24 protein-coding genes are annotated in these 26282 nt (G+C 62.7%); 14 read left to right on the top strand and 10 right to left on the bottom strand.

Going from position 1 to position 26282, the window contains the following annotated elements; all coding sequences use genetic code 11:
• The first annotated feature begins 115 nt into the window (after window positions 1–115).
• Window positions 116–796 carry a RadC family protein gene (gene radC, locus V7787_RS34915; RefSeq protein WP_064493081.1) on the top strand — a complete coding sequence of 227 codons (681 nt, stop codon included), beginning with the start codon at window positions 116–118 and terminating at the stop codon, window positions 794–796.
• 134 nt (window positions 797–930) lie between these two features.
• On the opposite strand, the gene V7787_RS34910 is transcribed toward radC, so the two are convergent.
• Window positions 931–2520 (bottom strand): ABC transporter substrate-binding protein, encoded by a 1590-nt coding sequence (locus tag V7787_RS34910; protein ID WP_064493080.1) that lies wholly within the window; start codon window positions 2518–2520, stop codon window positions 931–933.
• A 361-nt stretch (window positions 2521–2881) separates the two neighbouring features.
• On the opposite strand from V7787_RS34910, the gene rpmB reads away from it, so the two are divergent.
• Complete coding sequence (gene rpmB, locus V7787_RS34905; protein ID WP_003253504.1) at window positions 2882–3118, top strand: 50S ribosomal protein L28; 237 nt, start codon at window positions 2882–2884, stop codon at window positions 3116–3118.
• A gap of 11 nt (window positions 3119–3129) precedes the next feature.
• Window positions 3130–3285, top strand: a complete 156-nt coding sequence (gene rpmG / locus V7787_RS34900) for a 50S ribosomal protein L33 (RefSeq protein WP_003253507.1) — start codon at window positions 3130–3132, stop codon at window positions 3283–3285.
• Between the two features lie 67 nt (window positions 3286–3352).
• Here rpmG and V7787_RS34895 read toward each other — a convergent pair whose 3' ends face one another.
• Window positions 3353–3556, bottom strand: coding sequence for a hypothetical protein (locus V7787_RS34895; RefSeq protein WP_064493079.1), 204 nt, complete (start codon window positions 3554–3556; stop codon window positions 3353–3355).
• A gap of 83 nt (window positions 3557–3639) precedes the next feature.
• Complete coding sequence (locus V7787_RS34890) at window positions 3640–3999, bottom strand: cupin domain-containing protein (RefSeq protein ID WP_003258971.1); 360 nt, start codon at window positions 3997–3999, stop codon at window positions 3640–3642.
• Window positions 4000–4195: 196 nt separating this feature from the next.
• Between V7787_RS34890 and V7787_RS34885 the strand changes: the two genes are divergently transcribed.
• Complete coding sequence (locus V7787_RS34885; RefSeq protein ID WP_010955785.1) at window positions 4196–5689, top strand: aldehyde dehydrogenase; 1494 nt, start codon at window positions 4196–4198, stop codon at window positions 5687–5689.
• Between the two features lie 110 nt (window positions 5690–5799).
• Entirely contained in the window at window positions 5800–6939 is a 1140-nt protein-coding gene (locus V7787_RS34880; protein ID WP_064493078.1) for an MFS transporter, read from the top strand.
• 34 nt (window positions 6940–6973) lie between these two features.
• On the opposite strand, the gene V7787_RS34875 is transcribed toward V7787_RS34880, so the two are convergent.
• Window positions 6974–8527 (bottom strand): phospholipase D family protein, encoded by a 1554-nt coding sequence (locus V7787_RS34875; protein WP_064493077.1) that lies wholly within the window; start codon window positions 8525–8527, stop codon window positions 6974–6976.
• Window positions 8528–8588: 61 nt separating this feature from the next.
• On the bottom strand, window positions 8589–10019 hold the full coding sequence (locus V7787_RS34870) for an aminotransferase-like domain-containing protein (RefSeq protein WP_196766234.1): 1431 nt from the start codon (window positions 10017–10019) through the stop codon (window positions 8589–8591).
• 178 nt (window positions 10020–10197) lie between these two features.
• Here V7787_RS34870 and V7787_RS34865 point away from each other — a divergent pair, with 178 nt between their 5' ends.
• A complete protein-coding gene (locus V7787_RS34865; RefSeq protein WP_017148026.1) occupies window positions 10198–10428 on the top strand; it encodes a DUF1127 domain-containing protein in 231 nt (76 codons plus the stop codon).
• Window positions 10429–10628: 200 nt separating this feature from the next.
• Here the strand turns inward: V7787_RS34865 and V7787_RS34860 are convergent, their stop codons facing one another.
• Window positions 10629–11921, bottom strand: coding sequence for an NAD(P)/FAD-dependent oxidoreductase (locus tag V7787_RS34860; protein WP_104886907.1), 1293 nt, complete (start codon window positions 11919–11921; stop codon window positions 10629–10631).
• A 143-nt stretch (window positions 11922–12064) separates the two neighbouring features.
• Between V7787_RS34860 and V7787_RS34855 the strand changes: the two genes are divergently transcribed.
• Window positions 12065–12418: a YkgJ family cysteine cluster protein gene (locus V7787_RS34855; protein WP_003253518.1), complete on the top strand. Its 354-nt coding sequence runs from the start codon at window positions 12065–12067 to the stop codon at window positions 12416–12418.
• 2 nt (window positions 12419–12420) lie between these two features.
• Here V7787_RS34855 and V7787_RS34850 read toward each other — a convergent pair whose 3' ends face one another.
• The gene (locus V7787_RS34850; RefSeq protein WP_003253520.1) at window positions 12421–12909 is read right to left on the bottom strand and encodes an Lrp/AsnC ligand binding domain-containing protein; all 489 of its coding nucleotides are present in this window, start codon (window positions 12907–12909) and stop codon (window positions 12421–12423) included.
• Window positions 12910–13065: 156 nt separating this feature from the next.
• Here V7787_RS34850 and dadA point away from each other — a divergent pair, with 156 nt between their 5' ends.
• The 5 genes from dadA (at window position 13066) to V7787_RS34825 (ending at window position 18889) form a co-directional block, all read left to right on the top strand.
• Complete coding sequence (gene dadA, locus V7787_RS34845) at window positions 13066–14370, top strand: D-amino acid dehydrogenase (RefSeq protein ID WP_064493073.1); 1305 nt, start codon at window positions 13066–13068, stop codon at window positions 14368–14370.
• Window positions 14371–14514: 144 nt separating this feature from the next.
• On the top strand, window positions 14515–15588 hold the full coding sequence (alr, locus tag V7787_RS34840; protein ID WP_064493072.1) for an alanine racemase: 1074 nt from the start codon (window positions 14515–14517) through the stop codon (window positions 15586–15588).
• A 107-nt stretch (window positions 15589–15695) separates the two neighbouring features.
• A complete protein-coding gene (locus V7787_RS34835) occupies window positions 15696–16244 on the top strand; it encodes a cupin domain-containing protein (RefSeq protein ID WP_003253526.1) in 549 nt (182 codons plus the stop codon).
• A gap of 154 nt (window positions 16245–16398) precedes the next feature.
• On the top strand, window positions 16399–16803 hold the full coding sequence (locus V7787_RS34830; RefSeq protein WP_033723760.1) for a c-type cytochrome: 405 nt from the start codon (window positions 16399–16401) through the stop codon (window positions 16801–16803).
• 226 nt (window positions 16804–17029) lie between these two features.
• Entirely contained in the window at window positions 17030–18889 is a 1860-nt protein-coding gene (locus tag V7787_RS34825) for an acetyl-CoA hydrolase/transferase C-terminal domain-containing protein (RefSeq protein ID WP_064493071.1), read from the top strand.
• 110 nt (window positions 18890–18999) lie between these two features.
• On the opposite strand, the gene V7787_RS34820 is transcribed toward V7787_RS34825, so the two are convergent.
• Window positions 19000–19572: a xanthine phosphoribosyltransferase gene (locus V7787_RS34820; RefSeq protein ID WP_003253535.1), complete on the bottom strand. Its 573-nt coding sequence runs from the start codon at window positions 19570–19572 to the stop codon at window positions 19000–19002.
• Window positions 19573–19683: 111 nt separating this feature from the next.
• Window positions 19684–21693: a DNA helicase Rep gene (rep, locus tag V7787_RS34815; protein WP_003253537.1), complete on the bottom strand. Its 2010-nt coding sequence runs from the start codon at window positions 21691–21693 to the stop codon at window positions 19684–19686.
• 296 nt (window positions 21694–21989) lie between these two features.
• Here rep and V7787_RS34810 point away from each other — a divergent pair, with 296 nt between their 5' ends.
• Window positions 21990–23657 carry a putative bifunctional diguanylate cyclase/phosphodiesterase gene (locus V7787_RS34810; protein WP_014592838.1) on the top strand — a complete coding sequence of 556 codons (1668 nt, stop codon included), beginning with the start codon at window positions 21990–21992 and terminating at the stop codon, window positions 23655–23657.
• 152 nt (window positions 23658–23809) lie between these two features.
• Here the strand turns inward: V7787_RS34810 and V7787_RS34805 are convergent, their stop codons facing one another.
• The gene (locus V7787_RS34805) at window positions 23810–25198 is read right to left on the bottom strand and encodes a NorM family multidrug efflux MATE transporter (RefSeq protein ID WP_014592837.1); all 1389 of its coding nucleotides are present in this window, start codon (window positions 25196–25198) and stop codon (window positions 23810–23812) included.
• 157 nt (window positions 25199–25355) lie between these two features.
• Between V7787_RS34805 and V7787_RS34800 the strand changes: the two genes are divergently transcribed.
• A complete protein-coding gene (locus V7787_RS34800) occupies window positions 25356–26282 on the top strand; it encodes a LysR substrate-binding domain-containing protein (RefSeq protein ID WP_020193762.1) in 927 nt (308 codons plus the stop codon).

Raw genomic sequence — 26282 nt, 5'->3', positions numbered from 1 at the left:
TTTTCCAGTGAGAGCGGGCGACGACGTTTGAAATGCCTGCGGCGGAACGTCGCATGTACGAGGCGAAATAGATTAACACAGGGCCGAAATGGGCCGCAGCAAAGGCAGGGGTGGAATGAACATCAGGGAGTGGCCGGCGGAAGAACGGCCTAGGGAGAAGTTGTTGCAGCGAGGGGCAGGGAGCCTGACAGATACGGAGCTGCTGGCCGTTTTTCTCGGCTCAGGCGTACGTGGGCGTAATGTCGTGGAGCTTTCGCGAGGCTTGTTGGTGAAGTTCGGCAGCTTGCGCCGGTTGCTGGAGGCTGACCGCGAGGCCTTCGTCGGCGAGCTTGGGTTGGGCCCGGTGAGGTACAGCCAACTGCAGGCACTGCTTGAGATCGGCCGCAGGCACCTTGCAACGTCGATTGAGCGGGAGTCTGCCATGGACAGCCCGGCAGCGGTGCGACGCTACTTGAAAGCCATGCTCAGGCATGAGGCCAGCGAGGTGTTCGGGTGTCTGTTTCTCGATACCAAGCACCGGCCACTGGCATTTGAGATCCTGTTCAGGGGCACGATAGATCGGGCGAGTGTCTATCCGCGAGAGGTGGTGCGGCGGGCGTTGGTGCACAACGCTGCGGCATTGATCCTGTGCCACAACCATCCTTCAGGGATCAGTGAACCGAGTCAGGACGATGTGCATTTGACCCTGACGTTGAAGCGGGGGTTGGCGTTGATCGACGTGCGGGTGCTGGATCACATCATCATCGGTGACGGGGAGCCATTGTCGATGGTCGAGCATGGGTGGATTGTGGCCTGAGGGAGTACTGAGAGCCTTATAGGGTCAGTACGGGCCCTTTCGCGGGTAAACCCGCTCCTACAGGGGTAGCGCCAACTGCCAGGCTGGCGCTGTCCTGTAGGAGCGGGTTTACCCGCGAAGAGGCCGGTACAGGCTTACTTGGTCACCGTCACCTTGCTGAAATCCAGCCGCCCGAACGGGCTCACCTGGTACCCCTCGACGCCTTGGCGCAGCAAGGTCGCTGCCGTCGGGTGCGCCAGTGGCACCCACAGCGCCTGCTGCTGGATCAGTGTCTGCGCCTGCTGGTACAGCCGGCTGCGTACGCTCTGGTCGTTGGTGGTGCGCCCGGCGCTGATCAGCTGGTCGAGGCGGCTGTCGCAGAAGCGTGCGAAGTTGGTCCCTGACTCGACCGCCGCACAGGAAAACTGCGGGCTGAGGAAGTTGTCCGGATCGCCGTTGTCGCCCGCCCAGCCCATGAACAGCAAGTCATGCTCGCCGGCCTTGGCGCGGCGGATAAGCTCGCCCCATTCGATCACGCGGATTTCAGCCTTGATACCAATCTTGGCCAGGTCGGCTTGCAGCATCTGCGCGCCAAGGCTGGGGTTGGGGTTGAGCAGGCTACCCGAGGGCCGGGTCCAGATGGTGGTACTGAAGCCTTCGGCCAGGCCGGCCTTGGCCAGCAGGGCCTTGGCTTTCTTCAGGTCCAGCGGGTAGCCGGGCAGGTCCTTGGCGTAGCTCCAGGTATTGGGCGGGTAGGGGCCATTGGCAGCCACCGCAGAGTCTTCGAACACGGCCTTGAGGTAGGCTTGCTTGTCGAAGGCCAGGTTGATCGCCTGACGCACTTCCGGCTTGTCCAGCGGCGGGTGCTGGCTGTTGATGGCGACGAAGGCAGTCATGAATGCCGGGGTGGTAGCCACCTTGAGGTTACCGTCCTGGCCCGCTTCGGCAATGTCCAATGGCTTGGGCGACAGGGCAACCTGGCACTCGCCACGCTTGAGCTTCTGCAGGCGCACATTGGCATCGGTGGTGATGGCGAAGATCAGCGGGTCGACCGCCGGCTTGCCGGCGAAGTAGTCCGGGTTGGCGCGATAGCGCACCACGGCGTCTTTCTGGAAACGCTGGAACACGAACGGCCCGGTGCCGATCGGTTGGTTGTTGAGCTTCTCCGGCGTACCGGCCTTGAGCAGCTTGTCGGCGTATTCGGCGGAGTAGATCGAGGCGAAGCCCATGCTCAGGGTGGCCAGGAAGGTGGCGTCCGGGTGGCTGAGGGTGAAGCGCACGGTGTTCGGCGACGGTGCCTCGATCGCTTTGATCAGGCTGCCCAGCTGTAGCGATTGGGCATGCGGGTAGCCGCCCGGCGCAGTCTTGTGCCAGGCATGGGCCGGGTAGAGCATGCGCTGGAAGCTGAACAGCACGTCGTCGGCATTCAGCTTGCGGCTTGGCTTGAAGTAGGGGGTGCTGTGAAACTTGACGTCATCGCGCAGGGTGAAGTCATACACCAGGCCGTCGGCCGATACCGTCCAGCTGGTCGCCAGGCTCGGCACCACCTTGCCTTGTGCCGCATCGAACTCCACCAGGCGGTTCATCAGCACGTCGGCGGTGGCGTTGGTGGTGGTGAGCGAATTGTACTGCACCACGTCGAAGCCTTCGGGGCTGGCCTCGCTGCAAACGCTCAGCGGAGCGGCCTGGGCAGCGCCAGCGGCGAACAGGGTGGTGAACAATAAGGAAAGTGCGGCGACACGCATGGTGGCTCCTTGGCTGTCAGTGGCCCATCTGCCAGTGCAGTCTGGAAAAGGCTTACCCTAGTGCGCCCGCCGGCAAATGACCACACCCTTTTTTGCAAATCTTGCGACGAGCGGTCGACGACTGGCGGGGCCTGCCGCTATGCTGGCCCGGCGCGTTCTGGCTAGCGGTAATGTGCATCTACTGTTGTTGCAGCCAAGTCTTTCTGGTATAAAGCAGCGCTCTTTTCTAGGGGCTCGGCCTGTCGCATAAGCGGATCCGGTCGATAAGGCCTCCAGAATCACGGCGCCCAGGCGCCAAAGACTGAGAGATTAAGCGGCCAACCCATGCCGGGTTGGGCATGTGGTTTTAGAGGGCTGAGTCATGTCGAGAGTCTGTCAAGTTACTGGTAAGGGTCCAGTAACCGGGAACAACATTTCCCACGCAAACAACAAAACCCGTCGTCGTTTCCTGCCGAACCTGCAGCACCACCGTTTCTGGGTTGAATCCGAGAAGCGTTTCGTGCGTCTGCGCGTTTCCGCCAAAGGCATGCGTATCATCGACAAGCGCGGCATCGACGCCGTTCTGGTTGACATCCGTAAAGCTGGCGCCAAGGTTTAAGGGAGAGCATCATGCGTGAATTGATCCGTCTGGTTTCGAGTGCCGGTACCGGCCACTTCTACACCACCGACAAGAACAAGCGCACCACCCCGGACAAAATCGAGATCAAGAAATATGATCCGGTTGTTCGCAAGCACGTGGTGTACAAGGAAGCCAAGATCAAGTAATTGATCGGCGACCTGAAAAAAACCCGCATCCGAAAGGAAGCGGGTTTTTTTTTAGCTACTGTCAGGGTCAGTTGAAGCTGAAGCTCTGGATCATCAGGTCGGCGTCGGCCTTGATCTGGATGCGCGCGGCGTCGTAGTCGCGGGTGGATATCTCGTTGGGGCCTACAACGCGAGCGCGCCCTGTGAGGGCGCGGATGGTTTCTTTCAGCTCCGGCACGTAGCGGGTGCCGACCAGGTGGGCGAGGGTTTGCAGAACTTCTTCGTTGGTCATGCTGATTTTCCTTGTGAGGCTGAATGGCCCGAAACGGGCAGGGTCATCCTCACGCATGCCTGCAAACTCCCTGCGCTACATAGTTATTTCTGCTCGAACATCACATAGATCTTGCGGCACGGCTCCAGCACCTCCCAAGTGCCTTTGAAGCCGGCGGGGATGACGAACCGATCGCCGGCACGCAGGGTTTTCGCCCCACCGTCCTGGTCGCGCAGCACCGAAACGCCCTGAACGATCTCGCAGTATTCGTGCTCGGTGTAGTTCACTGTCCACTGGCCCACCTCACCTTCCCATACGCCAGCGGCAAACTGCCCGCACGGGCTGGAATAATGGTTGTAGACAGCCTGGTCCGGCTCGCCCTTGAGGATTTTCTCTGCAGCCGGGCGGTAGCGTTCGGCCTCGGTGATGACCTGCGCGAAGTCGATGATGCTATCAATACTCATGGTTCGGCTCCTGTTGTTGTTTAATAAAATTAACATCAGTAGGCTTTTGAGCCTCTCGTGTCAAATATATTGATAGTTTACACCGGCTGGTTTAGGGTATCGCTTGCCAGTGTGCGCGTGGCGCCCGGCCAGAATTCTGACAACGCCTGTGAGTCCTCAGTGCGGCGTTGCACCTAAACAAGAGGAGGAGTTTCGTATGACCACCCTGACCCGTGCGGACTGGGAACAACGTGCCCAGCAACTGAAGATCGAAGGCCGTGCCTTCATCAACGGCGAATACACCGATGCCGTATCCGGTGAAACCTTCGAGTGCCTGAGCCCGGTCGACGGACGCTTCCTGGCCAAGGTTGCCAGCTGCGACCTGGCCGATGCCAACCGCGCTGTTGAAAACGCCCGTGCCACCTTCAACTCCGGCGTGTGGTCGCAGCTGGCCCCCGCCAAGCGCAAGGCCAAGCTGATCCGCTTCGCCGACCTGCTGCGCAAGAACGTCGAAGAGCTGGCGCTGTTGGAAACGCTGGACATGGGCAAGCCGATCGGCGACTCCTCCAGCATCGACATCCCAGGTGCGGCCCAAGCCATTCACTGGACTGCCGAAGCCATCGACAAGGTCTACGACGAAGTTGCCCCGACCCCGCATGACCAGCTTGGCCTGGTTACCCGCGAACCCGTGGGTGTGGTTGGTGCCATCGTGCCGTGGAACTTCCCGCTGCTGATGGCCTGCTGGAAACTCGGCCCTGCACTGGCCACCGGTAACTCGGTCGTGCTCAAGCCGTCCGAAAAATCGCCGCTGACTGCCATCCGCATCGCCCAACTGGCGATCGAAGCCGGTATCCCGGCTGGCGTGCTGAACGTGCTGCCAGGCTATGGCCACACCGTGGGCAAGGCACTGGCCCTGCACATGGACGTGGACACCCTGGTGTTCACCGGTTCGACCAAGATCGCCAAGCAGCTGATGGTTTACGCGGGCGAATCGAACATGAAACGCATCTGGCTGGAAGCCGGTGGCAAGAGCCCGAACATCGTCTTTGCCGACGCCCCGGACCTGCAAGCAGCCGCCGAGGCCGCCGCCAGCGCCATCGCCTTCAACCAGGGCGAAGTGTGCACTGCAGGTTCCCGCCTGCTGGTCGAGCGTTCGATCAAGGACAAGTTCCTGCCGATGGTGGTAGAGGCCCTGAAGGGCTGGAAGCCAGGCAACCCGCTGGACCCGCAGACCACTGTCGGTGCCTTGGTCGATACCCAGCAGATGAACACCGTGCTGTCGTACATCGAGGCTGGCCACAAGGACGGCGCCAAGCTGCTGGCCGGCGGCAAGCGCACCCTGGAAGAGACCGGCGGCACCTACGTCGAGCCGACCATCTTCGACGGCGTGACTAACGCCATGCGCATTGCCCAGGAAGAAATCTTCGGCCCGGTGCTGTCGGTGATTGCATTCGACACCGCCGAAGAAGCCGTGGCCATTGCCAACGACACCCCGTATGGCCTGGCCGCTGGTATCTGGACTTCGGACATTTCCAAAGCCCACAAGACCGCCCGTGCCGTGCGTGCAGGCAGCGTCTGGGTCAACCAGTACGATGGTGGCGACATGACCGCGCCGTTCGGTGGCTTCAAACAGTCGGGCAACGGCCGTGACAAGTCGCTGCACGCACTGGAGAAGTACACCGAGCTGAAGGCGACCTGGATCAAGCTGTAACCCGGTAGGTCCTTTTCGCGGGCAAGCCCGCTCCTGCAGGTCTTCGCGACCGTTGCAGGAGCGGGCTTGCCCGCAAATGGGCCCCTGGAAATATTGGCTGGGAGGCTGTAATGCGTTGGGGTACCTACTTCGCCGTACTGGCATCGGTGCTCAGTGTCGGGCTGGCGCTTGGCGTGAGCATGCCGCTGGTGTCCCTGCGCCTGGAGGCCTGGGGCTACGGCAGCTTCGCCATCGGCGTGATGGCGGCAATGCCGGCGTTGGGCGTACTGGCCGGCGCCAGCCTGGCCAGCCGCCTGGCAGGTTGGGTTGGCGTACCTTCGGCGATGCGCCTGTGCCTGTGGGGCGGGGCGCTGTCGATTGGCCTACTCGCGCTGCTGCCTAGTTACCCGTTATGGCTGCTGCTGCGGCTGATGATCGGCATGTCTCTGACCGTGGTGTTCATCCTCGGCGAAAGCTGGATCAACCAACTGGTGGTCGAACAGTGGCGTGGCCGGTTGGTGGCGCTGTATGGCAGCAGCTACGCCCTGAGCCAGTTGGCCGGGCCGTTGGTGCTGGGTTTCCTCGGCTCTGATGACGACTTCGGCTTCTGGGCGGCGACCGGCCTGCTGCTGGCCGCCCCGCTGGTTCTGCTGGGGCGTGGTGGAGCGCCGAGCACGGAAGCCTGCAGTGTCACCTTTGGCGACCTGTTCGGCTTCTGCCGACGCTTGCCGGTAATTGCCTGGGCCATTGCCCTGTTCGCCTCGTTCGAGGCGATGATCCTCACCTTGCTGCCGGTGTATTGCCTGCAGCAGGGTTTCAGCACCGAAATCGCCTTGTTCATGGTGAGTACCGTGGTGGTGGGTGATGCGGTGCTGCAATTGCCCATCGGCGCGCTGGCCGACCATATGTCGCGACGTACCCTGTTCACTGGCTGTGCGGTGACCCTGCTGGTGTCCAGCCTGGCGATCCCGCTGCTGTTGCACACCCCGGTTATCTGGCCGTTGTGGGTGTTGTTCGGCGCCAGTGCCGGCGGCTTGTTCACCTTGTCGCTGGTGCTGATCGGTGAGCGCTACCGCGATGATGAGTTGGTACGGGCCAATGCCCACGTGGCCCAGCTGTGGGGCATTGGCTGTTTGCTCGGTCCGTTGTTGGCGGGAGCGGGGAGCCAGTGGATCAGCGGGCATGCGTTGCTGTTCCTGATGGCGGCCGGGGCTGCGGGGTTGGTGGTATTGACCCGGCGGCGCGGAGCCTTTGAGCCGGTTTCTGCCTGATGATTTTGGGGGCCGCAAGGCCCCGGAATCGCCGCTATAGCATCTTCTCCAAGCCAACCGCCTTGCTGATCCAGGCATTGAACCGCCGCCAGACCCCACCCGGCTCAGACGTCAGCACGTGCCGTTGGCCATTGTCCTCGGTCGCCCACACCAGCTTGTTGCCTATCAGTTTCACCTGATAGCTCAGCGCAGGCGCCATACCCTGCTGGGCCAGCTCGCGGGTGTATTCGGCCAGCTCCGGGCTGTCCACCAGTACCCCGACCTCGGTGTTCCACAATACCGAGCGCGGGTCGAAGTTGAACGAGCCGATAAAGGTCTTGCGCCGGTCGAACACGATCGCCTTGGTGTGAAGGCTCGAATCCGAGCTGCCACGAAAACTCAATCGCCCCGCGCTGGGGTCGCCTGGCTGGCGGCGAAGCTCGTAAAGCTGCACCCCGTGCTCAAGCAAGGCTCGACGATAGGGGGCATAGCCGCCATGCACTGCCGGCACGTCGGTGGCTTCAAGCGAGTTGGTCAGCAACTTCACCGAAACGCCAGCGTCGGCGCGGCCGGTCAGGTACAGCAGCCCCGGTTCGCCCGGTACAAAGTAGGCCGATGCCAGGACCAACTCGCGGCGCACGTTAGCCAGGTCCGGAGCCAGTTGCTGGCTCAGCAGTAATTGCGGGTCCGGTTCGTCTTCGGCCAACACCTTGCTGGGCGCATCCCAGAGCGCCTGTGCGTGAGCCCAGATCAACTCGTTGCGCCACACATCCAGACGCGGCTGCGACTGATAGGCCATCAAGCGGTCGTACAGGGCCTTGCGCTGGGTCCTGGCTTTGGCCAGCGACACTTCCAGGCGCTGGCGGCTGGCCCGCAGGTCGTTGGCATCCGGGTCATGCCAGAGGAAATCGGTGATCGGCCGGCTGAGGGCGCTGTTCCAGTACTGGTCGAAGCTGTGCCCCAGCTGCTCGGCCACCGGGCCCACGCCCAGCAGGTCGATGTCGGTGAAGTTGAGGTTGGGCTCGGCATCGAAATACTCGTCGCCCAGGTTGCGACCGCCGACGATGGCCATGCTGTTGTCCACCAGGAACAGCTTGTTGTGCATGCGTCGGTGCTGGCGCGACAAGTTGAACAGCCGGCCCACGGCGCGCGTAACGCCGGTACTGCGCCCCAGATGCAGTGGGTTGAACACGCGAATGTGGATGTTCGGGTGGGCATCGAGGGTGCCCATGACGGTGTCCAGGCCGTCGCTGGTGGTGTCGTCGAGCAGGATGCGCACGCGCACGCCACGGTCGGCGGCGCGCAGCAGTTCATGCACAAGGGCGCGGGTACTGAGGCCGTCGTGGACGATGTAGTACTGCAGGTCGATGCTCGCCTGGGCGTTGCGTATCAGTTCGGCGCGGGCGCGAAATGCCTCGTTGCTGTTGGGCAGCAGGCGAAAGCCCGAGCGGCCGCCATAGGGCGCGGCCTGGCGCAGCACCGAGCGGCCAAAGGCCGATTCGTGGGCAGGCAACGCCTGGCTGGTTTCCCGGGGCGCGCTGATGCTTGTGCAACCGGCAAGGCCGAGCAACAACACCAGCAGCAGAGGCAAGGCTCGCTGGAGTCTCAAGGGTGGACCGTCCTGTTACAGCAAGGGCTTTAGGGGTTTGACCGTGACGGGCGGCGCAAAGTTACGCGTCGGCGCTTTCGTCATCCAGTAGACGAAGGGCGGTTTCACCAACCTTGCGCACGGAGGCTTCGATTTGCGGCGTTGGCCTGGCGGCGAAATTCATGCGCAGGCAGTGGCGAAACTTGCCCGAGGCCGAAAAGATGCTGCCCACGGCAACCTGCACGCCCTGCTCCAGTAAAGCGCGGTTCAGCCGAAGCGTATCGAGATGTTCGGGTAATTCCACCCACAGCATGAAGCCGCCCTGGGGCCGGCTGACCCGGGTGCCCGCCGGGAAGTAGCGGGTCACCCAGTCGCCCATCAGGTCGCGGCCACGCTGGTACTGGCTGCGCATGCGCCGTACATGGGGCTGGTAGTGCCCGGCGGCGATGAAGTCAGTGATGGCCAGCTGAGGCTGGCTGGCGGTGCTGCCGGTGCTGATGTATTTCATGTGCAGCACGCGCTCCAGGTAGCGCCCAGGCGCCACCCAGCCGATCCGCAGGCCGGGCGCGAGGGTTTTGGAGAACGAACTGCAGAGCAGCACGCGGCCATCGTCGTCGAACGACTTCAGGGTGCGTGGGCGTGGGTAGGTATAGGCCAGGTCGCCGTACACATCGTCTTCCAGAATCGCCACGTCATAGCGTTGGGCGAGGCTCAGCAGGGCCTTCTTGCGTGCCTCAGGCATGATGTAGCCCAGCGGGTTGTTGCAGCTGGGGGTGATCTGGATGAGCTTGATCGGCCACTGCTCCAGGGCCAGCTCCAGCGCCTCCAGGCTGATGCCGGTGACCGGGTCGGTGGGGATTTCCAGCGCTTTCATGCCCAAGCCTTTGAGGGTTTGCATGGCGCCGTGGAAGCTGGGCGAGTCGACCGCGACGATGTCGCCTGGCTCGCAGACTGCGCGGATGCTGCATGACAGCGCCTCATGGCAGCCGGTGGTGATCACCAGGTCGGCCGGCCCCAGGCGGCAGCCGGAGTCGAGCATCAGCCGGGCCACCTGTTCGCGCAGGGCCAGGTTACCGTGGATGTTGTCGTAGTACAGGCCAGGCATGTCCTGGCGCCGGCTCAACTGGGCAAGGCTGCGCAGCAGCGGCTTCAGGGTAGGGCTGTCGATGTCGGGCATGCCGCGGCCGAGTTGCACCACATCATGGCGCGGCGTACTGCGCACCAGCTCCAGCACCTGTTCCCACTGCGAGATGTCCACCGGGCGCTGGGCCGGGCGGCTGACTGCGGGCAGTGCCGGCAACTGCCGTTGGTCGCTGACGAAGTAGCCGGACTTGGGCCGCGGCGAGACCATTCCGCTGTCTTCGAGCATGCGATAGGCCTGCTGCACGGTGCTCAGGCTGACCCCGTGCTCCTCACTCAGTGCGCGTACAGACGGCAGGCGCTGGCCAGGGCGATAGAGGCCCTGCTCGATGCGGGCGCCGAGTATTTCGGCGAGATTCAGGTAGAGGGTCAAGGCATACTCCTGCGCTGCATTGGCATAGCGACCGGTACAGTTGGGCTGAAAATACAGCATTCAGTCGGCCAACGGCCAATTCTGTATGGGAATAATAAGGCTGTATTGGATCTGTATTGTCGAGGGTGCCGACGCGCATGCTTTCTCCACGGTAGCAACTGAACGGGAGGATGCGGTGATGGGTGGCATGAGCGATGTGCGCTTGCAACTGTTGGCCAAGGAACTGGAAGCCGGGCAGCAGGCCAAGGTGTTCAACGCGCCAGAGGGTTTGGGGCGTTGGGGGCTGATGCTGCATCGCTGGCATACCCGCAGGGCGTTGCTGCAGCTGACCGATGACGAGTTGCGCGATGTCGGGCTGAGCTGGGAGCAGGCCCGGATCGAAGGGCGGAAACCCTTCTGGAAGGAATGACACGATGGTCGCAGGAGGGCCTGTTGTGCCCCAGACTTAAAACTTGCACCGACCCTGTGGGAGCGGGCATGCCCGCGAAGCAGAAGTCGCGGAGGATGGCACGGGCTTCGCCCGTGTTCGCGGGCACGCCCGCTCCCACAGGGGGCGCGTCAGCTTTTAGATTTTAAGCAAGACAGTTGCTGCCACAAGGATGGGGACTTTCAGGCCAGCTCTTTCAGGCGATGCCACAGCATCCCCAGCGCCAGCAGTGGCGAGCGCAGGTGCTTGCCGCCAGGGAAGGTGATGTGCGGCACCTTGTTGAAAAGGTCGAAGCGCCCGCTTTCCTGGCCACTGATGGCTTCACCCAGCAGGCGCGCGGCCAGGTGGGTGGCGTTGAGCCCATGGCCCGAGTAGGCCTGGGCGTAATACACGTTTGGCTGGCTGGCCAGGCGGCCAACCTGCGGCAGGCGATTGGCACCAATGCCGATCATGCCGCCCCACTGGTAGTCGATGCGCACGTCGGCAAGCTGCGGGAACACCTTGAGCATCTTCGGCCGCATATAGGCTGCGATGTCCTTCGGGTCGCGGCCTGAATAGTGGCAGGCACCGCCAAACAGCAGGCGGTGGTCGGCGGACAGGCGGTAGTAGTCCAGCGCCACGCGCTGGTCACACACCGCCATATTCTGTGGCAGCAATGCGCGTGCGCGTTCTTCGCCCAGCGGCTCGGTGGCGATGATGTAGCTGCCGGCCGGCAGCACCTTGCCGCCCAGCTCGCGATTGAGGTCGTTGTGGTAGGCGTTGCAGCACAGTACCAGGGTTTTGGCGCGTACCCGGCCTTGGGCAGTATGCACCTGCACTTCAGTGCCGTAGTCGATGCGGGTGACTTCGGATTGCTCGAACAACTTCACGCCCAGGCGGGCGGCTGCGGCGGCTTCACCCAGTGCCAGATTGAGCGGATGCAGATGCCCGGAGCCCATGTCGACCAGCCCCCCCACATAGCAGTCGGCACCCACCACGCTGTGGATATCGTCCTTGCCGACCAGCCGCAGCTCATGTGCATAGCCCAGACTGCGCAGCTCCTCAGCGTCTTCGGCAAAGCCCAGCAGCTCGGCGGGTTTGTTGGCCAGGTCGCAGTAGCCCCAGGCCAGGTCGCAGGCGATAGCATGCTTTTCTACCCGCTCGCGCACGATCTGTACGGCCTCCAGGCCCATCAGCTTCATGGTGCGCACGCCTTCTTCGCCGATGACCGGGAGGAACTGCTCCAGACCATGGCCGACCCCTCGGATCAATTGCCCGCCATTGCGCCCACTGGCGCCCCAGCCAAGTTTGCGCGCTTCCAGCAGGATGACCGAGAAACCACGCTCTGCCAGCTCGATGGCGGTGTTCAGGCCCGAGTAGCCGCCGCCGATGATGCACACGTCGGCGTTGTGTTCGCCTTGCAGGTAGGCGTGGTCGGGGTGTGGCGCGCTGCTGGCGGCGTAATAGGAGGCGGCGTGCTGCGCGCTGTGGATCATTGGGGCGGCCCTGAAAAATGGAGGGGGGACGAGGATAAGCTGTGCCATCGCGGCCGGGCAACCAGCGAGGGCTTCATACTCGTTCGCGGGTGAACCCGCGAATAAGCCTATAATCCAATCACTTTGTCAGCTTGTATCCCGTCATGTCCTGCAACCGCCACAAGATCCACTTCCTGCGCGAACTCATCCCCTCTTTCGAGTGCGAGCCCGGCTGCCACGACTGCTGCGGCCCGGTTACCACCTCGGCGGAGGAAATGGCCCGCCTGCCGCGCAAGTCCCAGGCCGAGCAGGACGCTGCTCTGGAGCGTCTGGACTGCGTGCACCTGGGCCCCAACGGCTGCACGGTGTATGAAGAGCGGCCGATGATCTGCCGGCTGTTCGGCACCACCCCGCGCATGGCCTGCCCGCGTGGTCGTGGCCCTGAACCGATGATCGACCCCGCCGCTGAACAGTTGGTCCACCAGTTCATTGCCACCACCCGCCAGGTGCTGGTCTAGCCTCAGTCCGGGATCGGCAGGCAGAGGCTCTCCTTCACCTCTTCCATCACGATGTAGCTCTTCGATTCGCGCACGTGCGGCAGTTTCAGCAGGATGTCGCCGAGCAGCTTGCGGTATGAGGCCATTTCCGAAATACGCGCTTTAACCAGGTAGTCGAAATCACCCGACACCAGGTGGCATTCCAGCACGTGGGGCAGCTTCAAGACCGCGCGGCGGAACTCCTCGAAGGTGTCGCCCGACTTGTAGTCCAGGCTGATTTCCACGAACACCAGCAGGCTGCCCTTGAGGTGCTGCGGGTTCAGGCGGGCGTTGTAGCCCATGATGATGCCCTCGCGCTCCAGGCGGCGAACCCGCTCGGTGCAAGGGGTGGTGGACAGCCCAACTTTCTCGCCCAGTTCGGTGAAGGAGATACGCCCGTCATTCTGCAGGATACGCAGGATGTTGCGGTCGATCTTGTCCAGTTCACGCTTGGTCTGGTGCTGGGTTCTCATAGGGGATGCCCCTCCGTGAAAGGCGATTTTGCCGAGAATTCTCGCCAATAATAGGCTTTTATATAGTGAATTGCACTGGTCTCAAATTCCTATACTGCGCCCATTCATGCCATTTCAATAAAAGTGTGCGGCGCGCCGCGTGTGAGGGATAAAACGATGCGAGTTCTGGTACTTGGTAGCGGTGTAATCGGAACCGCCAGTGCCTATTACCTGGCCCGGCAAGGTTTCGAAGTCACGGTGGTCGACCGCCAGCCGGCGGTGGCCATGGAAACCAGCTTTGCCAACGCCGGCCAGATCTCGCCCGGCTATGCCTCGCCCTGGGCTGCCCCTGGTGTACCGCTCAAAGCCATCAAGTGGCTGCTGGAACGTCACGCTCCCCTGGCCATCAAGCTCACGGGCGATGTCGACCAGTACCTGTGGATGGCACAGATGCTGCGCAACTGCACTGCCAGCCGCTACGCGGTGAACAAGGAGCGCATGGTGCGCCTGTCCGAGTACAGCCGTGACTGCCTCGACGAACTGCGCGCCGAAACCGGCATCAACTACGAAAACCGCAGCCTGGGCACCACCCAGCTGTTCCGCACCCAGGCCCAGGTCGATGCTGCGGCCAAGGACATTGCCGTACTCGAACAGTCCGGTGTGCCCTACGAGCTGCTCGACCGCGACGGCATTGCCCGCGTCGAACCCGCCCTGGCCGGCGTGAAAGATATCCTGGCCGGCGCCCTGCGCCTGCCGAACGACCAGACTGGCGACTGCCAGCTGTTTACCACCAAGCTTGCCGACATGGCGTTGAAGCTGGGCGTGGAGTTCCGCTTCGGCCAGGATATCCAGCGCCTGGACTTCGCGGGTGACCGCATCAATGGCGTGTGGATCGACGGCAAGCTGGAAACGGCAGACCGCTACGTGCTGGCGCTGGGCAGCTACTCGCCACAGATGCTCAAGCCGCTGGGCATCAAGGCTCCGGTGTATCCGCTGAAAGGCTATTCGCTGACCGTGCCGATCACCAACAGCGACATGGCCCCGACTTCGACCATTCTCGACGAGACCTACAAGGTTGCCATCACCCGTTTCGACAATCGCATCCGCGTAGGGGGCATGGCTGAAATCGCTGGTTTTGACCTGTCGCTGAACCCGCGTCGGCGCGAAACGCTGGAGATGATCGTCAACGACCTTTATCCTCGCGGCGGTGACCTGAGCCAGGCCAGCTTCTGGACCGGCTTGCGCCCGGCGACCCCGGACGGCACACCGATCGTGGGTGCCACGGCGTTCCGCAACCTGTTCCTGAACACCGGTCACGGTACCTTGGGCTGGACCATGGCGTGCGGTTCCGGTCGCCTGCTGGCCGACCTGATTGCGCGCAAGAAGCCGCAGATCAGTGCCGAAGGCCTGGATATCTCCCGTTATGGCAACAGCCGGGAAGTGACCAAGCACGGGCAAAGCGCGCCGGTTCACCAGCAGTAATAGCCTGTGCCGGCCCATTCGCGGGCTTGCCCGCTCCCACAGGAACACCACCGCTTTTGAAAGCTGTGCACGACCTGTGGGAGCGGGCAAGCCCGCGAAGAATCCACCACCGATTTCAACCCGAACCACCATAAGGCAGCCGCCATGCGTCCCGCCCGCGCCCTGATCGACCTCCAGGCCCTGCGCCACAACTACCGTCTGGCCCGTGAACTGACGGGTGCCAAAGCCCTCGCCGTGATCAAGGCCGATGCCTACGGCCACGGCGCCGTGCGCTGCGCCCTGGCCCTGGAGGCCGAAGCCGACGGCTTTGCCGTGGCCTGCATCGAAGAGGCGCTGGAACTGCGCGCCGCCGGTATCAAAGCCCCGGTACTGCTGCTGGAAGGTTTTTTCGAAGCCAGCGAACTGGCGCTGATCGCCGAGCACGACCTGTGGTGCGTGGTGCACTCGCTGTGGCAACTGGAAGCCATCGAGAAAACCCCGCTGCACAAACCGCTCAACGTCTGGCTGAAGCTGGACAGTGGCATGCACCGCGTTGGCCTGCACCCCAAGGACTACCAAGATGCCTACCAGCGACTGCTGGCCAGCGGCAAGGTTTCGCGCATCGTGTTGATGAGCCACTTCGCTCGCGCCGACGAACTGGACGCTGACGCTACCTCCCAGCAAATCGCCGTGTTCGAAGCTGCCCGACAGGGCCTGGCCGCCGAATGCAGCCTGCGTAACTCGCCCGGCGTGCTGGGCTGGCCGCAAGCGCCCAGCGACTGGGTGCGCCCAGGCCTGATGCTGTACGGCGCCACGCCGTTCGAAGTGGCGCAGGCCGAGGCCGCACGCCTGCAACCGGTGATGACCCTGCAATCGCGGGTGATCAGCGTGCGCGAGCTGCCTGCCGGCGAGCCGGTTGGCTATGGTGCCAAGTTCGTCAGCCCTCGGCCGACCCGCGTGGGTGTGGTCGCCATGGGCTATGCCGATGGCTACCCGCGCCAGGCGCCTAACGGCACCCCGGTGCTGGTCGCTGGCAAGCGCACCCAGCTGATCGGGCGGGTGTCGATGGACATGCTCAGCATCGACCTCACCGACGTACCGCAAGCCACTGTCGGCAGCCCGGTCGAATTCTGGGGCAAGCAGGTGCTGGCCAGTGAAGTGGCCGCACATGCGGGCACTATTCCCTATCAGATCTTCTGTAACCTGAAGCGGGTACCACGGGACTACATCGGCGAATGAGACGCTGAAGCGGACAGGTTGGGGGCGGTGTGTTGTAAATACTGAACGGCATTGCCATGATATCGTTCACATCCACCCCCCTTTCACCGTTTCAGGAGGCTCCAGCTTTGGACGTCGGCGAACGACTGCAAGCCATCCGCAAGCTCAAGGGCCTGTCGCAGCGCGAACTCGCCAAGCGTGCTGGCGTGACCAACAGCACCATCTCGATGATCGAGAAGAACAGCGTAAGCCCCTCTATCAGCTCGCTGCGCAAAGTGCTGAGCGGCATTCCCATGTCCATGGTCGAATTCTTTTCGGTCGAGCTGGAGCCCCAAAGCCCCACTCAGATCGTCTACAAGGCCCATGAGCTGATCGATATCTCGGACGGTGCGGTGACCATGAAGCTGGTGGGCAAGTCGCACCCCAACCGTGCCATCGCTTTTCTGACCGAGGTGTACCCGCCAGGTGCGGACACCGGTGCCGAGATGCTCACCCACGACGGCGAGGAGACCGGTATCCTGCTTGAAGGCCGCCTGGAGCTGGTGGTCGGCAACGAGATTTTCGTTCTCGAAGAAGGCGACAGCTACTACTTCGAAAGCACCCGCCCGCACCGCTTCCGCAACCCATTCGACCAGCCGGCGCGGCTGATCAGTGCGGCGACGCCTTCAAACTTTTGATCCAGCGCAGTGCATTGATTCGGCAATACCCCTTTCCTGTGTGGGGTCGTTTCACGGCCTCTGGGTTCCCGCTATACTTTTCAACGCTCGCCGATCCGTGGCCGCGAGCGTGATTAGCCACCATGAGGGTGTTCGCGTGAATCAAATCAAGAAGATGCTGGCCGTACCAGCAGCCGTATTCGCCCTCTGGGCAATGAGCGCAACCGCTGCGACCAATGACGACATTGCCAAACGCCTGGAGCCGGTTGGCCAGGTGTGCGTCCAGGGCCAGGAGTGCAAAGGCATGGAAGTGGCCGCTGCAGCAGGTGGCGGGGGAGCCAAGACACCGGATGAAATCATCGCCAAGCACTGCAATGCCTGCCATGGCAGCGGCTTGCTCGGCGCGCCTAAAATTGGTGACACCGCCGCGTGGAAAGAACGCGCCGACCACCAGGGCGGTCTGGACGGCATTCTGGCCAAGGCCATTACTGGCATCAACGCCATGCCGCCAAAGGGCACCTGTGCAGACTGCTCGGATGAAGACCTGAAAGGGGCGATCAAGAAAATGTCCGGGCTGTGATTTACAGCTGAATTGCATGAGGCCCGCCGTTGATGGCGGGCTTTGTTTTTTTGTTGCCTGGGCCGGCCTCTTCGCGGGCAAGCCCGCTCCCACAGGTACCCCACAGGACCTGAAGGTTGTGTTAATCCTGTGGGAGCGGGCTTGCCCGCGAAAGGGCCGGTACAGGCAACCAATTACTTCAGCCCTATGTCCAACTCCTGAACCAATGGATGATTCAGGAGGCCCCATGCACCTCTGCTCCATCGACCAGGCTGTCGAGCAGGTCTTGTCCCGGCTGCCAGCCCATATCCATATGGGCCTGCCTTTGGGCCTGGGGAAACCCAACGCCTTCGTCAACGCACTTTACGCCCGCGTACGCGAGCTGCCCGAACGGCGCCTGACCATCTACACCGCACTTTCCCTCGGCCGCCCGCCACTGGGCGATGGCCTGCAGCGGCGCTTTCTCGAACCCTTCGTCGAGCGAGTGTTCGCTGACTACGAAGAGCTCAGTTACCTCGCAGACCTGCGCAACGACACGTTGCCACCCAATATTCGGGTCGAACAGTTCTTCATGCAGCCCGGTAGCCTGCTGCACAGCGAATCGGCGCAGCAGGACTACGTCAGCAGCAACTACAGCCACGCCGCACGGGATATCAACGCCAAAGGCCTGAACCTGATCGCCCAGTTGGTGGCCGCCACCCCCGAAAAGCCCGTGCACTTGAGCCTAGCCTGCAACCCAGACATCACCCTCGACCTGCTGCCGATGATCGCCAAGCGCCGCGCGGCTGGCGAAACCATCCTTATGCTGGGCCAGGTGCATGCCGAACTGCCCTACATGCCGGGTGATGCGGAGCTGCCTATCGATGCGTTCGACCTGCTGCTCGATGAAGCCGAGCAACGTCGGCTGTTTTCCACGCCAAACATGCCGGTCGGCATCCAGGACCACTGCATCGGCCTGCACGCCAGCAGCCTGGTACGCGATGGCGGTACGCTGCAGATCGGCATTGGTGCCATGGGCGATGCGGTTGCCGCGGCATTGCTGGCACGTCAGGGCGACAACGCCGGTTACCGTGCGGTGCTCAAGGCGCTGGATGTCGGACCGTGGCAGACATTGATCGAGCGAGAAGGGGGCCTGGACACCTTTGCCCATGGCTTGTACGGCTGCAGCGAGATGTTCGTCAACGGCCTGCTGGTGCTGGCTGAAGCAGGGCTGCTACGACGCCCGGCGGACGAGCAGGGCGCAATACTGCATGGCGGCTTTTTCCTCGGCCCGCAAGCGTTCTACCAGCGCTTGCGCGAGATGCCGCTGGAGCAGCGCGCGCAGTTTGCCATGACCCGTATCAGCTTCATCAACGAGCTATATGGGCAGGAGGCACTCAAGCGCCGACAACGTCGTGATGCGCGCTTCATCAACACCGCGTTCGGCATGACCCTGCTCGGTGCCGGGGTGGCTGACCAGCTTGAAGACGGCCGCGTGCTCAGTGGCGTGGGCGGGCAGTACAACTTCGTTGCCCAGGGCCATGCGCTGGAGGGCGGGCGTTCGATCCTGCTATTGCGCAGTTGGCGCGAGGCAGGCGGGGAGGTGACCTCGAACCTGTTCTGGACCTATGGCCACTGCACCATTCCCCGGCACCTGCGCGATATCGTGGTGACCGAGTACGGCATTGCGGACTTGCGTGGGCAGACTGACAGCGAAGTGATAGCGCGGTTGTTGGCGGTGAGCGATTCGCGGTTCCAGCCGGGCCTGATCAAGCAGGCAAAAGAAGCTGGCAAGCTTGCCGACGACTTTCAGCTGGAGGCGCGCTTTACCGACAATACCCCGCAACGCCTGGAGGCGATCAGGGCACAGCATGCGCGGCTGTTCCCGGAGTATCCGATGGGCACCGACTTTACGGCCGAGGAGCGGGATCTGTTGCGGGCGCTGAACTGGTTGAAGAGCAAGTTCAAGCTGAGCGAGGTGTTGGAGCTGGGCAAGGCAGCGTTGGATGCACCGGGCCCGGAAGGGTATGAGCGGCATCTGGCGCGGATGGGGCTGGAGGTTCCGCAAGGGTTGAAAGAGGAGCTTTATCAGCGGCTACTGCTGGCAGGCTTACAGGCTACAAGTTAATCGCTTGCGCACACTGGCCCCGTGTAGGAGCGGGTTTACCCGCGAATGCGATATTGAATCTGCGATCGCATTCGCAGGTAAATCTGCTCCTACGCCGGGACGGTGAGGCCTTACTCGATGAAGCTGACCACACCACCTTCCAGCGACTTCACCCGGGCCAGCGATTCAACGCGGTAGCCCTGGCTGTCCAGTTCGGCACGGCCGCCCTGGAACGACTTCTCGATCACGATACCCAGGCCCGCCACGGTGGCACCTGCCTGCTTGATGATCGAAATCAGCGCCTGCGAGGCCTTGCCGTTGGCCAGGAAGTCGTCGATCACCAGCACGCGGTCGCTGCTGTTGAGGTGACGCGGCGAAATGGCTACGGTGTTCTCGGTCTGCTTGGTGAAGGAATACACCGAGGCGGTCAGCAGGTTCTCGGTCAGGGTCAGCGACTGGTGCTTGCGAGCGAAGATGACCGGCACACCCAGTTTCAGACCGGTCATCACCGCCGGGGCAATGCCCGAGGCTTCGATGGTGACGATCTTGGTCACGCCGGCATCGGCGAACAGGCGAGCGAACTCGTCACCGATCAGCTGCATCAGCGCCGGATCGATCTGGTGGTTGAGAAACGCGTCGACTTTGAGAACCTGATCGGAAAGCACGATGCCTTCTTCGCGAATCTTCTGATGCAGTGCTTCCACTGTGATTTCCTCGATGTAGATAGTGGTCTGTATGGCCGATCTGTGAGCTCAAATCGGCCATACAAACCACCGTGGCCGCTAAAAGCGGCAAAGTTAAAGAGTAATGGTTGATCAGCGTTTGAGCATTGCCCGGATATCGGCCAGGGCGTTGTTGCCGCGAGCGGCCTTCACCTCGACCGGCGCGTCGTCCAGGCCCTCCCAGGCCAGGTCGTCCGGAGGCAGTTCGTCGAGGAACCGGCTGGGCGTGCAGTCGATGATTTCACCGTACTGCTTGCGCTTGGCGGCGAAGGTGAAGGCCAGGGTCTGGCGCGCGCGGGTGATGCCCACGTAGGCCAGGCGGCGTTCCTCTTCGATGGTGTCGGCCTCGATGCTGGAGCGGTGCGGGAGGATTTCCTCTTCCATGCCCATGATGAACACGTAGGGAAATTCCAGGCCCTTGGAGGCATGCAGGGTCATCATCTGCACACCTTCGGCGTTCTCTTCTTCTTCCTGCTGGCGCTCGAGCATGTCGCGCAGCACCAACTTGCCGATGGCGTCTTCGATGGTCATGTCACCCTCTTCGTCCTTCTCGAGGGTGTTTTTCAGCGCTTCCACCAGGAACCAGACGTTGCTGATGCGGAATTCTGCAGCTTTGTCGCTGGCGGTCTGCTGGCGGATCCAGTTCTCGTAGTCGATGTCGCGGATCATCTCGTGCAGCGCGGCAATCGGGTCTTCCAGGGCGACCTTGTGGCGCACCCCATCCAGCCAATGCTTGAAGCGCTGCAAACGCTCGGTGTAGCGCGCGTCCAGGTGCTCGCCCAGGCCCAGTTCCTCGCTGGCGGCGTACATCGAAATGCCGCGCTCGGTGGCGTAGTTGCCGAGCTTTTCCAGGGTGGTGGAGCCGATTTCCCGGCGCGGTACGTTGATTACCCGCAAATAGGCGTTGTCGTCGTCCGGGTTCACCAGCAAGCGCAGGTAGGCCATCAGGTCCTTGACCTCCTGGCGGCCGAAGAAACTGTTGCCACCCGACAGGCGATACGGCACCTGGTGATGCTGCAGCTTCAGCTCGATCAGCTTGGCCTGGTAGTTGCCGCGGTAGAGGATGGCGAAGTCGCTGTACGGGCGGTTGGTGCGCAGGTGCAAGGTGAGGATTTCCATGGCCACGCGTTCGGCCTCGGCTTCCTCGTTCTTGCAGCGGATCACGCGGATCTCGTCGCCCACGCCCATTTCGCTCCACAGCTGCTTTTCGAACGCATGCGGATTGTTGGCGATCAACACGTTGGCGCAGCGCAGGATGCGGCTGGTGGAGCGGTAGTTCTGCTCGAGCATGACGATCTTCAGGGAGGGGTAGTCCTCCTTGAGCAGCATCAGGTTCTCAGGGCGTGCGCCGCGCCAGGCGTAGATCGACTGGTCGTCGTCGCCCACCACGGTGAACTGGTTGCGCATGCCGATCAGCATCTTCACCAGCAGGTACTGGCTGGCGTTGGTGTCCTGGTATTCGTCCACCAGCAGGTAGCGCACGCGGTTCTGCCAACGCTCCAGCACCTCGGGGTGCTCCTGGAACAGTTTGACCGGCTGCAGGATCAGGTCGTCGAAGTCCACCGCGTTGAACGCCTTGAGCGTGCGCTGATAGTGGGTGTAGACGATGGCGGCGGTCTGCTCGCGTGGGTTGCGCGCCTTTTCCAGGGCCTCTGGTGGCAGGACGAGGTCGTTCTTCCAGGCACCGATCATGTTCTTGATCTCGTCGATGCCGTCGTCGCCGGAGTATTCCTTCTGCATGATGTCCGACAGCAACGCCTTGATGTCGGACTCGTCGAAGATCGAGAAACCCGGCTTGTAGCCCAGGCGCTCGTGTTCCTTGCGGATGATGTTCAGGCCCAGGTTGTGGAACGTACACACGGTCAGGCCACGGCCTTCCCCCGGGCGCAGCAAGGTGGCGACCCGCTCCTTCATCTCGCGCGCGGCCTTGTTGGTGAAGGTCATCGCCACGATGTACTGGGCGCGGATGCCGCAGTTCTGGATGAGGTGGGCAATCTTGCGCGTGATCACGCTGGTCTTGCCCGAACCTGCACCGGCGAGCACCAAAAGAGGGCCGCCGACATAGTCACGGGCTTCCTGCTGCCGGGGATTGAGTCGGGACATGCTAGAAACCGGGGGTCGCCAGAAAATAGCCGCGCATTCTAACAGGCATGGGGCCGTTGTGGCGCGACCGTCTGACGTCTGAGTCAGACTTTTGTCCGTCTAATTATTAGTGTCACTAATGCTAGTAGCTGAAAAAATCATATTTGCCGGTTTGATTCGTTTCGCGCAGGATGCACGACAAAATACGTCGGAATGCTGCGGTCGAAAAAACATGCATAAAAGTGAAAATCATTTTCATTGAATGCAGTAGCATGCCCACCAGATCTCGTTGCACCGTCAAGCCCTAAGGAGCCCGCTTGTCCACGCCTGTCGAACCTCTGCGTTTGCTGCTGTTGGCCGATGAGCCGGAATGGGCTGCCTCGTTGCACGCGTGCATGCCTGCACTGGGTGGCAGCGCCGTGCTATTGACTGCGCCAAACTGGGAGGCGGTCGACAGCCTGTTCAGCCATGATCGCCAGGCCGTCGTGCTGGCAACGCCAGGCTTGCAGCCTGCCCCCGGGCGTTGCGAGCTGCCGACCATCCTGCTGCTTGACCACGAGCCTGAGGCCGCGCCCAGCGCTGTCAGCGACTGGCTGGTGCGCGACCAGCTCAACGCCGATACCCTGCGCCGCTCACTGCGCCATGTGCGAGAGCGCGGGGTGCTGGTCGCCACCTTGCAGCGCCTTGCCGAGCAGGACCCGCTGACCGGCATCGCCAACCGCCAGGGCTTCCAGGCTTTGCTCAATGCACGCCTGGCCGAAAACGAAGGCCGTGGTGTTGCGCTTGGCCACCTGGACCTGGACAACTTCCGCCACGTCAACGACGCCCTGGGCCACCAGAGCGGTGACCGGTTGATCCTGCAGGTGGTGGCACGGCTGAAGCATCAGCTGGAGGCGGGTGACCAGCTGGCACGTCTGGGTAGCGACGAGTTCGCCCTGCTGATCGACACCCGTCGCGATGCCAATCGCGCCGAATGGATTGCCGAACGCATCGTCGAGGCCTTGGCCGAGCCCTACTGGATCGACGGCGAGAGCCTGCTGCTGGGCTGCAGCCTGGGCCTTGCACATGCTCGCGCGCAGAGCGGCGCCGATCCGCTGATGTGGCACGCGCACATCGCCATGCGTCAGGCCAAGGGCAGCCAGGGCTGCACCTTCCATGTGTTCAACGAACGCATCAACCGCAACGCCCGCAGCCTTGCCGACCTGGAAAGCGAGTTGCGCCGCGCCCTGCGCCGCGACGAACTGGAGCTGCACTATCAGCCCCGGCTGAACCTGGCTGACGGGCGCATTGTAGGCCTGGAGGCGCTGGTGCGCTGGCGCCATGCCGAGCGCGGGCTGCTGCCGCCCAGCGAGTTCGTGCCACTGGCCGAGCAGAGCGGCCTGATCGTGCCCTTGGGTTATTGGGTTATTTCCCGTGCCCTGCGTGACATGCAGGCATTGTGCGAGCGTGGCCTGGAACCGCTGCACATGGCGGTCAACCTGAGTTTCCGCCAGTTCCAGGACAGCCAGCTACTGGCCACGTTGAGTCGCCTGATCCTTGAGCACGGTGTGGATGCCCGCTGGCTTGAGTTCGAGCTGACCGAGACGGCGGTGATGCGCCGCAACGAGGTGGTGCGCCAGACCATGGACGCGCTGGGCCGCCTGGGCGTGCGCTTCTCGCTCGATGATTTCGGCACCGGGTTTTCTTCGTTCGTGCACCTCAACAGCCTGCCGATCACCTTGCTCAAGGTGGACCGCAGCTTTGTTGCGGAAATGGAAATGCGCGAAGAGAACCGCAAGCTGGTGCACGCCATGATCAACCTGGCGCACAACCTCAACCTCGAGGTGGTGGCCGAGGGTGTGGAGAGTGAAGAGCAGCTGGCGTTGTTGCGCGGGTTTGGCTGCGACCAGGTGCAAGGCTTCCTGGTCAGCAAACCGCTACCGATAGGGGAATTGATGGCGTATTTGCTGCAGGCGCCCGGACGCCAGTTGGAGGCCGTCCTGTAGGAGCGGGTTTACCCGCGAATGGGCCGGGCCTGCTGGCCAATCTCCACCAGACGTTCACTGTTGCCGCCACCACCGTATTCGCGGGTAAACCCGCTCCTACAGGATTGCGCGGCCCTTGTAGGAGCGGGTTTACCCGCGAAGAGGCCCCCACGTCAGGCCGAAGCCGTCGCCTTCCCGGCAGCCCAAGCCTTCCCCAACAACCGCTTCATCCGCCACTCAAAGCCAAACGTCAGCGCCACCGCCGCACATGCCAGCCCCAGCGCCAGCCCCCACCAGATCCCTACTGCACCACCGCCCAGGGTAAAGGTGAACAACCAGGCGCTCGGCGCCCCCACCAGCCAGTAGCACACCAGCCCGATCAGGAAGGTGGTCTTGGCGTCTTTCAGGCCACGGATCGAGCCCATGGCAATCGTCTGCATGCCGTCGAACAGTTCGAACCACGCCGCCACCATCAACAACTGCACGGCCACCTGGAAGATCGCGGCAAAGGCCGGGTCATTACGGTCGATGAACAGCCCTACCAGTGCTTCGGGCAGCAGCAGGAACAGCGCGGCGAAGGCAAACATGATCATGGCCCCAAACCCGATGCCCACCCGCCCGGCGCTGCGCGCCGCCAGCAGGTTGCCAGCGCCGTAGTACAGGCCGACGCGCATGGTCACCGCATAGGACAAGCCAGTCGGCACCATGAATGCCGTGGACACGATCTGCAGGGCAATCTGGTGCGCCGCCAGCTCGGTGCTGCCCAGCACGCCCATGCACAGCGCGGCGAAGGCGAACAGGCCCACTTCCACCATGTAGGTACCGCCAATCGGCAGGCCCAGCCGCCACAGCTCGCGCAGGGCCGCCAGTGATGGGCGTGACAGGCCCTTGCGCAGCGGGTAGGCGGTATAGGCCGGATGCCAGCGGATATACAACGCCAAGGCAATGGCCATGCCCATCGACACCACTGCAGTGACCAGACCGATACCCATCAGGCCCAGCTTGGGCAGGCCGAACATGCCTTCGATCAGTGCCACGTTGAACAGGTAGTTGAGCACCGTGCCGAACAAACTGATGACCATCACCGGGGTCGAGCGGCCCAGCGCGCTGGTGAAGCCACGCAAGGCCATGAAGGTCAGATAGCCGGGCAGGGCCAGTGGCAGCAGGGTGAGAAATTCGGCGGCCGAGGCCACGTTCTCGGGCTTCTGCCCGAAAAGCAGCAGCACAGGTTCAAGATTCCACAGCACCAGCGCAGCGAACAGCGCCAAGGCCCAGGCCAGCCACAGGCCGTTCTGCGCCAGTCGGGTGGCGCCTTCGATGTCGTTGGCACCCTTGCGAATGGCCACCAACGTGCCGACGGCGGCGATCACGCCCAGGCAGAAGATCGATACGAACGAATAGCTGGCTGCCCCCAGGCCACCACCCGCCAAAGCCTGAGGGCTGATGCGGGCCATCATCAGGGTGTCGGTCAGCACCATCAGCATGTGCGCCAACTGCGAGGCAATCAGCGGCCCGGCCAGGCGCAGCAAAGCCTTGAGTTCTGTGGTGGGCGCGACGTGCATGGGGGCAGTCCTTCATTCTGGGGTGATCAACGAAGGGCGATTCTGAGGCTTCGGTCAACTTTGCACAAAAGGATAAATGCGATAGTTGGCATGAGTCGAACTCATGTATATAGGTTTCTCGGGGATTTGCCCCACACGCCCATATTGCAGGTGCCTCATGCCACGCCAGCTACCACCGCTGTATGCCTTGCGCGCATTCGAAGCTGCCGCGCGGCTAAGTTCTTTCACCCGTGCAGGCGAAGAGCTGTCCATCACCCAAAGCGCCATCAGCCGGCATATCCGTACGCTGGAGGAGCATTTTGCCTGTCGCCTGTTCGTGCGCAGTGGCCGCAGCCTGCAACTTACCGAAGCGGGGCGGGTACTGCTGCCGGGCGTGCGCGAGGGCTTCGCGGCGTTTGAGCGGGCCTGTGAAACCTTGTGTGGTGAAGACGACATACTGCGCATGAAAGCCCCCTCGACCCTGACCATGCGCTGGTTGCTGGCGTGCCTTAGCCGCTTTCGGCATCTGCAGCCGGGCAATGAAGTGCAGCTGACCAGCGCCTGGATGGATGTCGACCATGTGGATTTCAACCAGGAGCCGTTCGATTGCGCGGTGTTGCTCAGCGACGGGGTATTCCCGCCGGAGTGGGAGGTGCGCAAGCTGTTCCCTGAGCTTCTGATCCCGGTCGGCGCGCCGGACCTGCTCGACGAGGAGCCCTGGGATGTGTGCAGGCTGGCCTCTGTCGAACTGCTGCACCCCACGGTGGACAAGCGTGACTGGCGGGAATGGCTGGAGCGTATGGGGCTTGGCGACCAGGTGTCGCTCAAGGGCGGCCAGGTGTTCGATACCCTGGAGCTAGGCATGATTGCCGCAGCGCGTGGCTACGGGATATCCATGGGCGACCTGCTGATGGTGGCCGAAGATGTGGCGCAGAAGCGCTTGAGCCTGCCATGGCCGACGGCGGTGCCCAGCGGCATGGATTACTACCTGGTATGGCCGCGTACTCGCCCGAGTGGCGAGCGTTTGCGGCGGTTGAGTGCGTTTCTGGAAGACGAGGTGGCGGCGATGGATTTGCCGGATGTGGAAATCCTGCCGCGTCTTTGA

This window comes from Pseudomonas sp. CGJS7, from assembly GCF_036961695.1.
This window is presented reverse-complemented; position numbering and strand designations above follow the sequence as displayed.

Coding starts and splice junctions, on each gene's coding strand:
- V7787_RS34865 (WP_017148026.1), top strand. CDS start 10,198: ATGGGTGGCATGAGCGATGTGCGCTTGCAACTGTTGGCCAAGGAACTG.
- V7787_RS34830 (WP_033723760.1), top strand. CDS start 16,399: ATGCTGGCCGTACCAGCAGCCGTATTCGCCCTCTGGGCAATGAGCGCA.
- V7787_RS34910 (WP_064493080.1), bottom strand. CDS start 2,520: ATGCGTGTCGCCGCACTTTCCTTATTGTTCACCACCCTGTTCGCCGCT.
- radC (WP_064493081.1), top strand. CDS start 116: ATGAACATCAGGGAGTGGCCGGCGGAAGAACGGCCTAGGGAGAAGTTG.
- alr (WP_064493072.1), top strand. CDS start 14,515: ATGCGTCCCGCCCGCGCCCTGATCGACCTCCAGGCCCTGCGCCACAAC.
- V7787_RS34855 (WP_003253518.1), top strand. CDS start 12,065: ATGTCCTGCAACCGCCACAAGATCCACTTCCTGCGCGAACTCATCCCC.
- V7787_RS34825 (WP_064493071.1), top strand. CDS start 17,030: ATGCACCTCTGCTCCATCGACCAGGCTGTCGAGCAGGTCTTGTCCCGG.
- V7787_RS34860 (WP_104886907.1), bottom strand. CDS start 11,921: ATGATCCACAGCGCGCAGCACGCCGCCTCCTATTACGCCGCCAGCAGC.
- dadA (WP_064493073.1), top strand. CDS start 13,066: ATGCGAGTTCTGGTACTTGGTAGCGGTGTAATCGGAACCGCCAGTGCC.
- V7787_RS34895 (WP_064493079.1), bottom strand. CDS start 3,556: ATGACCAACGAAGAAGTTCTGCAAACCCTCGCCCACCTGGTCGGCACC.
- V7787_RS34805 (WP_014592837.1), bottom strand. CDS start 25,198: ATGCACGTCGCGCCCACCACAGAACTCAAGGCTTTGCTGCGCCTGGCC.
- V7787_RS34885 (WP_010955785.1), top strand. CDS start 4,196: ATGACCACCCTGACCCGTGCGGACTGGGAACAACGTGCCCAGCAACTG.
- V7787_RS34890 (WP_003258971.1), bottom strand. CDS start 3,999: ATGAGTATTGATAGCATCATCGACTTCGCGCAGGTCATCACCGAGGCC.
- V7787_RS34880 (WP_064493078.1), top strand. CDS start 5,800: ATGCGTTGGGGTACCTACTTCGCCGTACTGGCATCGGTGCTCAGTGTC.
- V7787_RS34800 (WP_020193762.1), top strand. CDS start 25,356: ATGCCACGCCAGCTACCACCGCTGTATGCCTTGCGCGCATTCGAAGCT.
- rpmB (WP_003253504.1), top strand. CDS start 2,882: ATGTCGAGAGTCTGTCAAGTTACTGGTAAGGGTCCAGTAACCGGGAAC.
- V7787_RS34850 (WP_003253520.1), bottom strand. CDS start 12,909: ATGAGAACCCAGCACCAGACCAAGCGTGAACTGGACAAGATCGACCGC.
- rpmG (WP_003253507.1), top strand. CDS start 3,130: ATGCGTGAATTGATCCGTCTGGTTTCGAGTGCCGGTACCGGCCACTTC.
- rep (WP_003253537.1), bottom strand. CDS start 21,693: ATGTCCCGACTCAATCCCCGGCAGCAGGAAGCCCGTGACTATGTCGGC.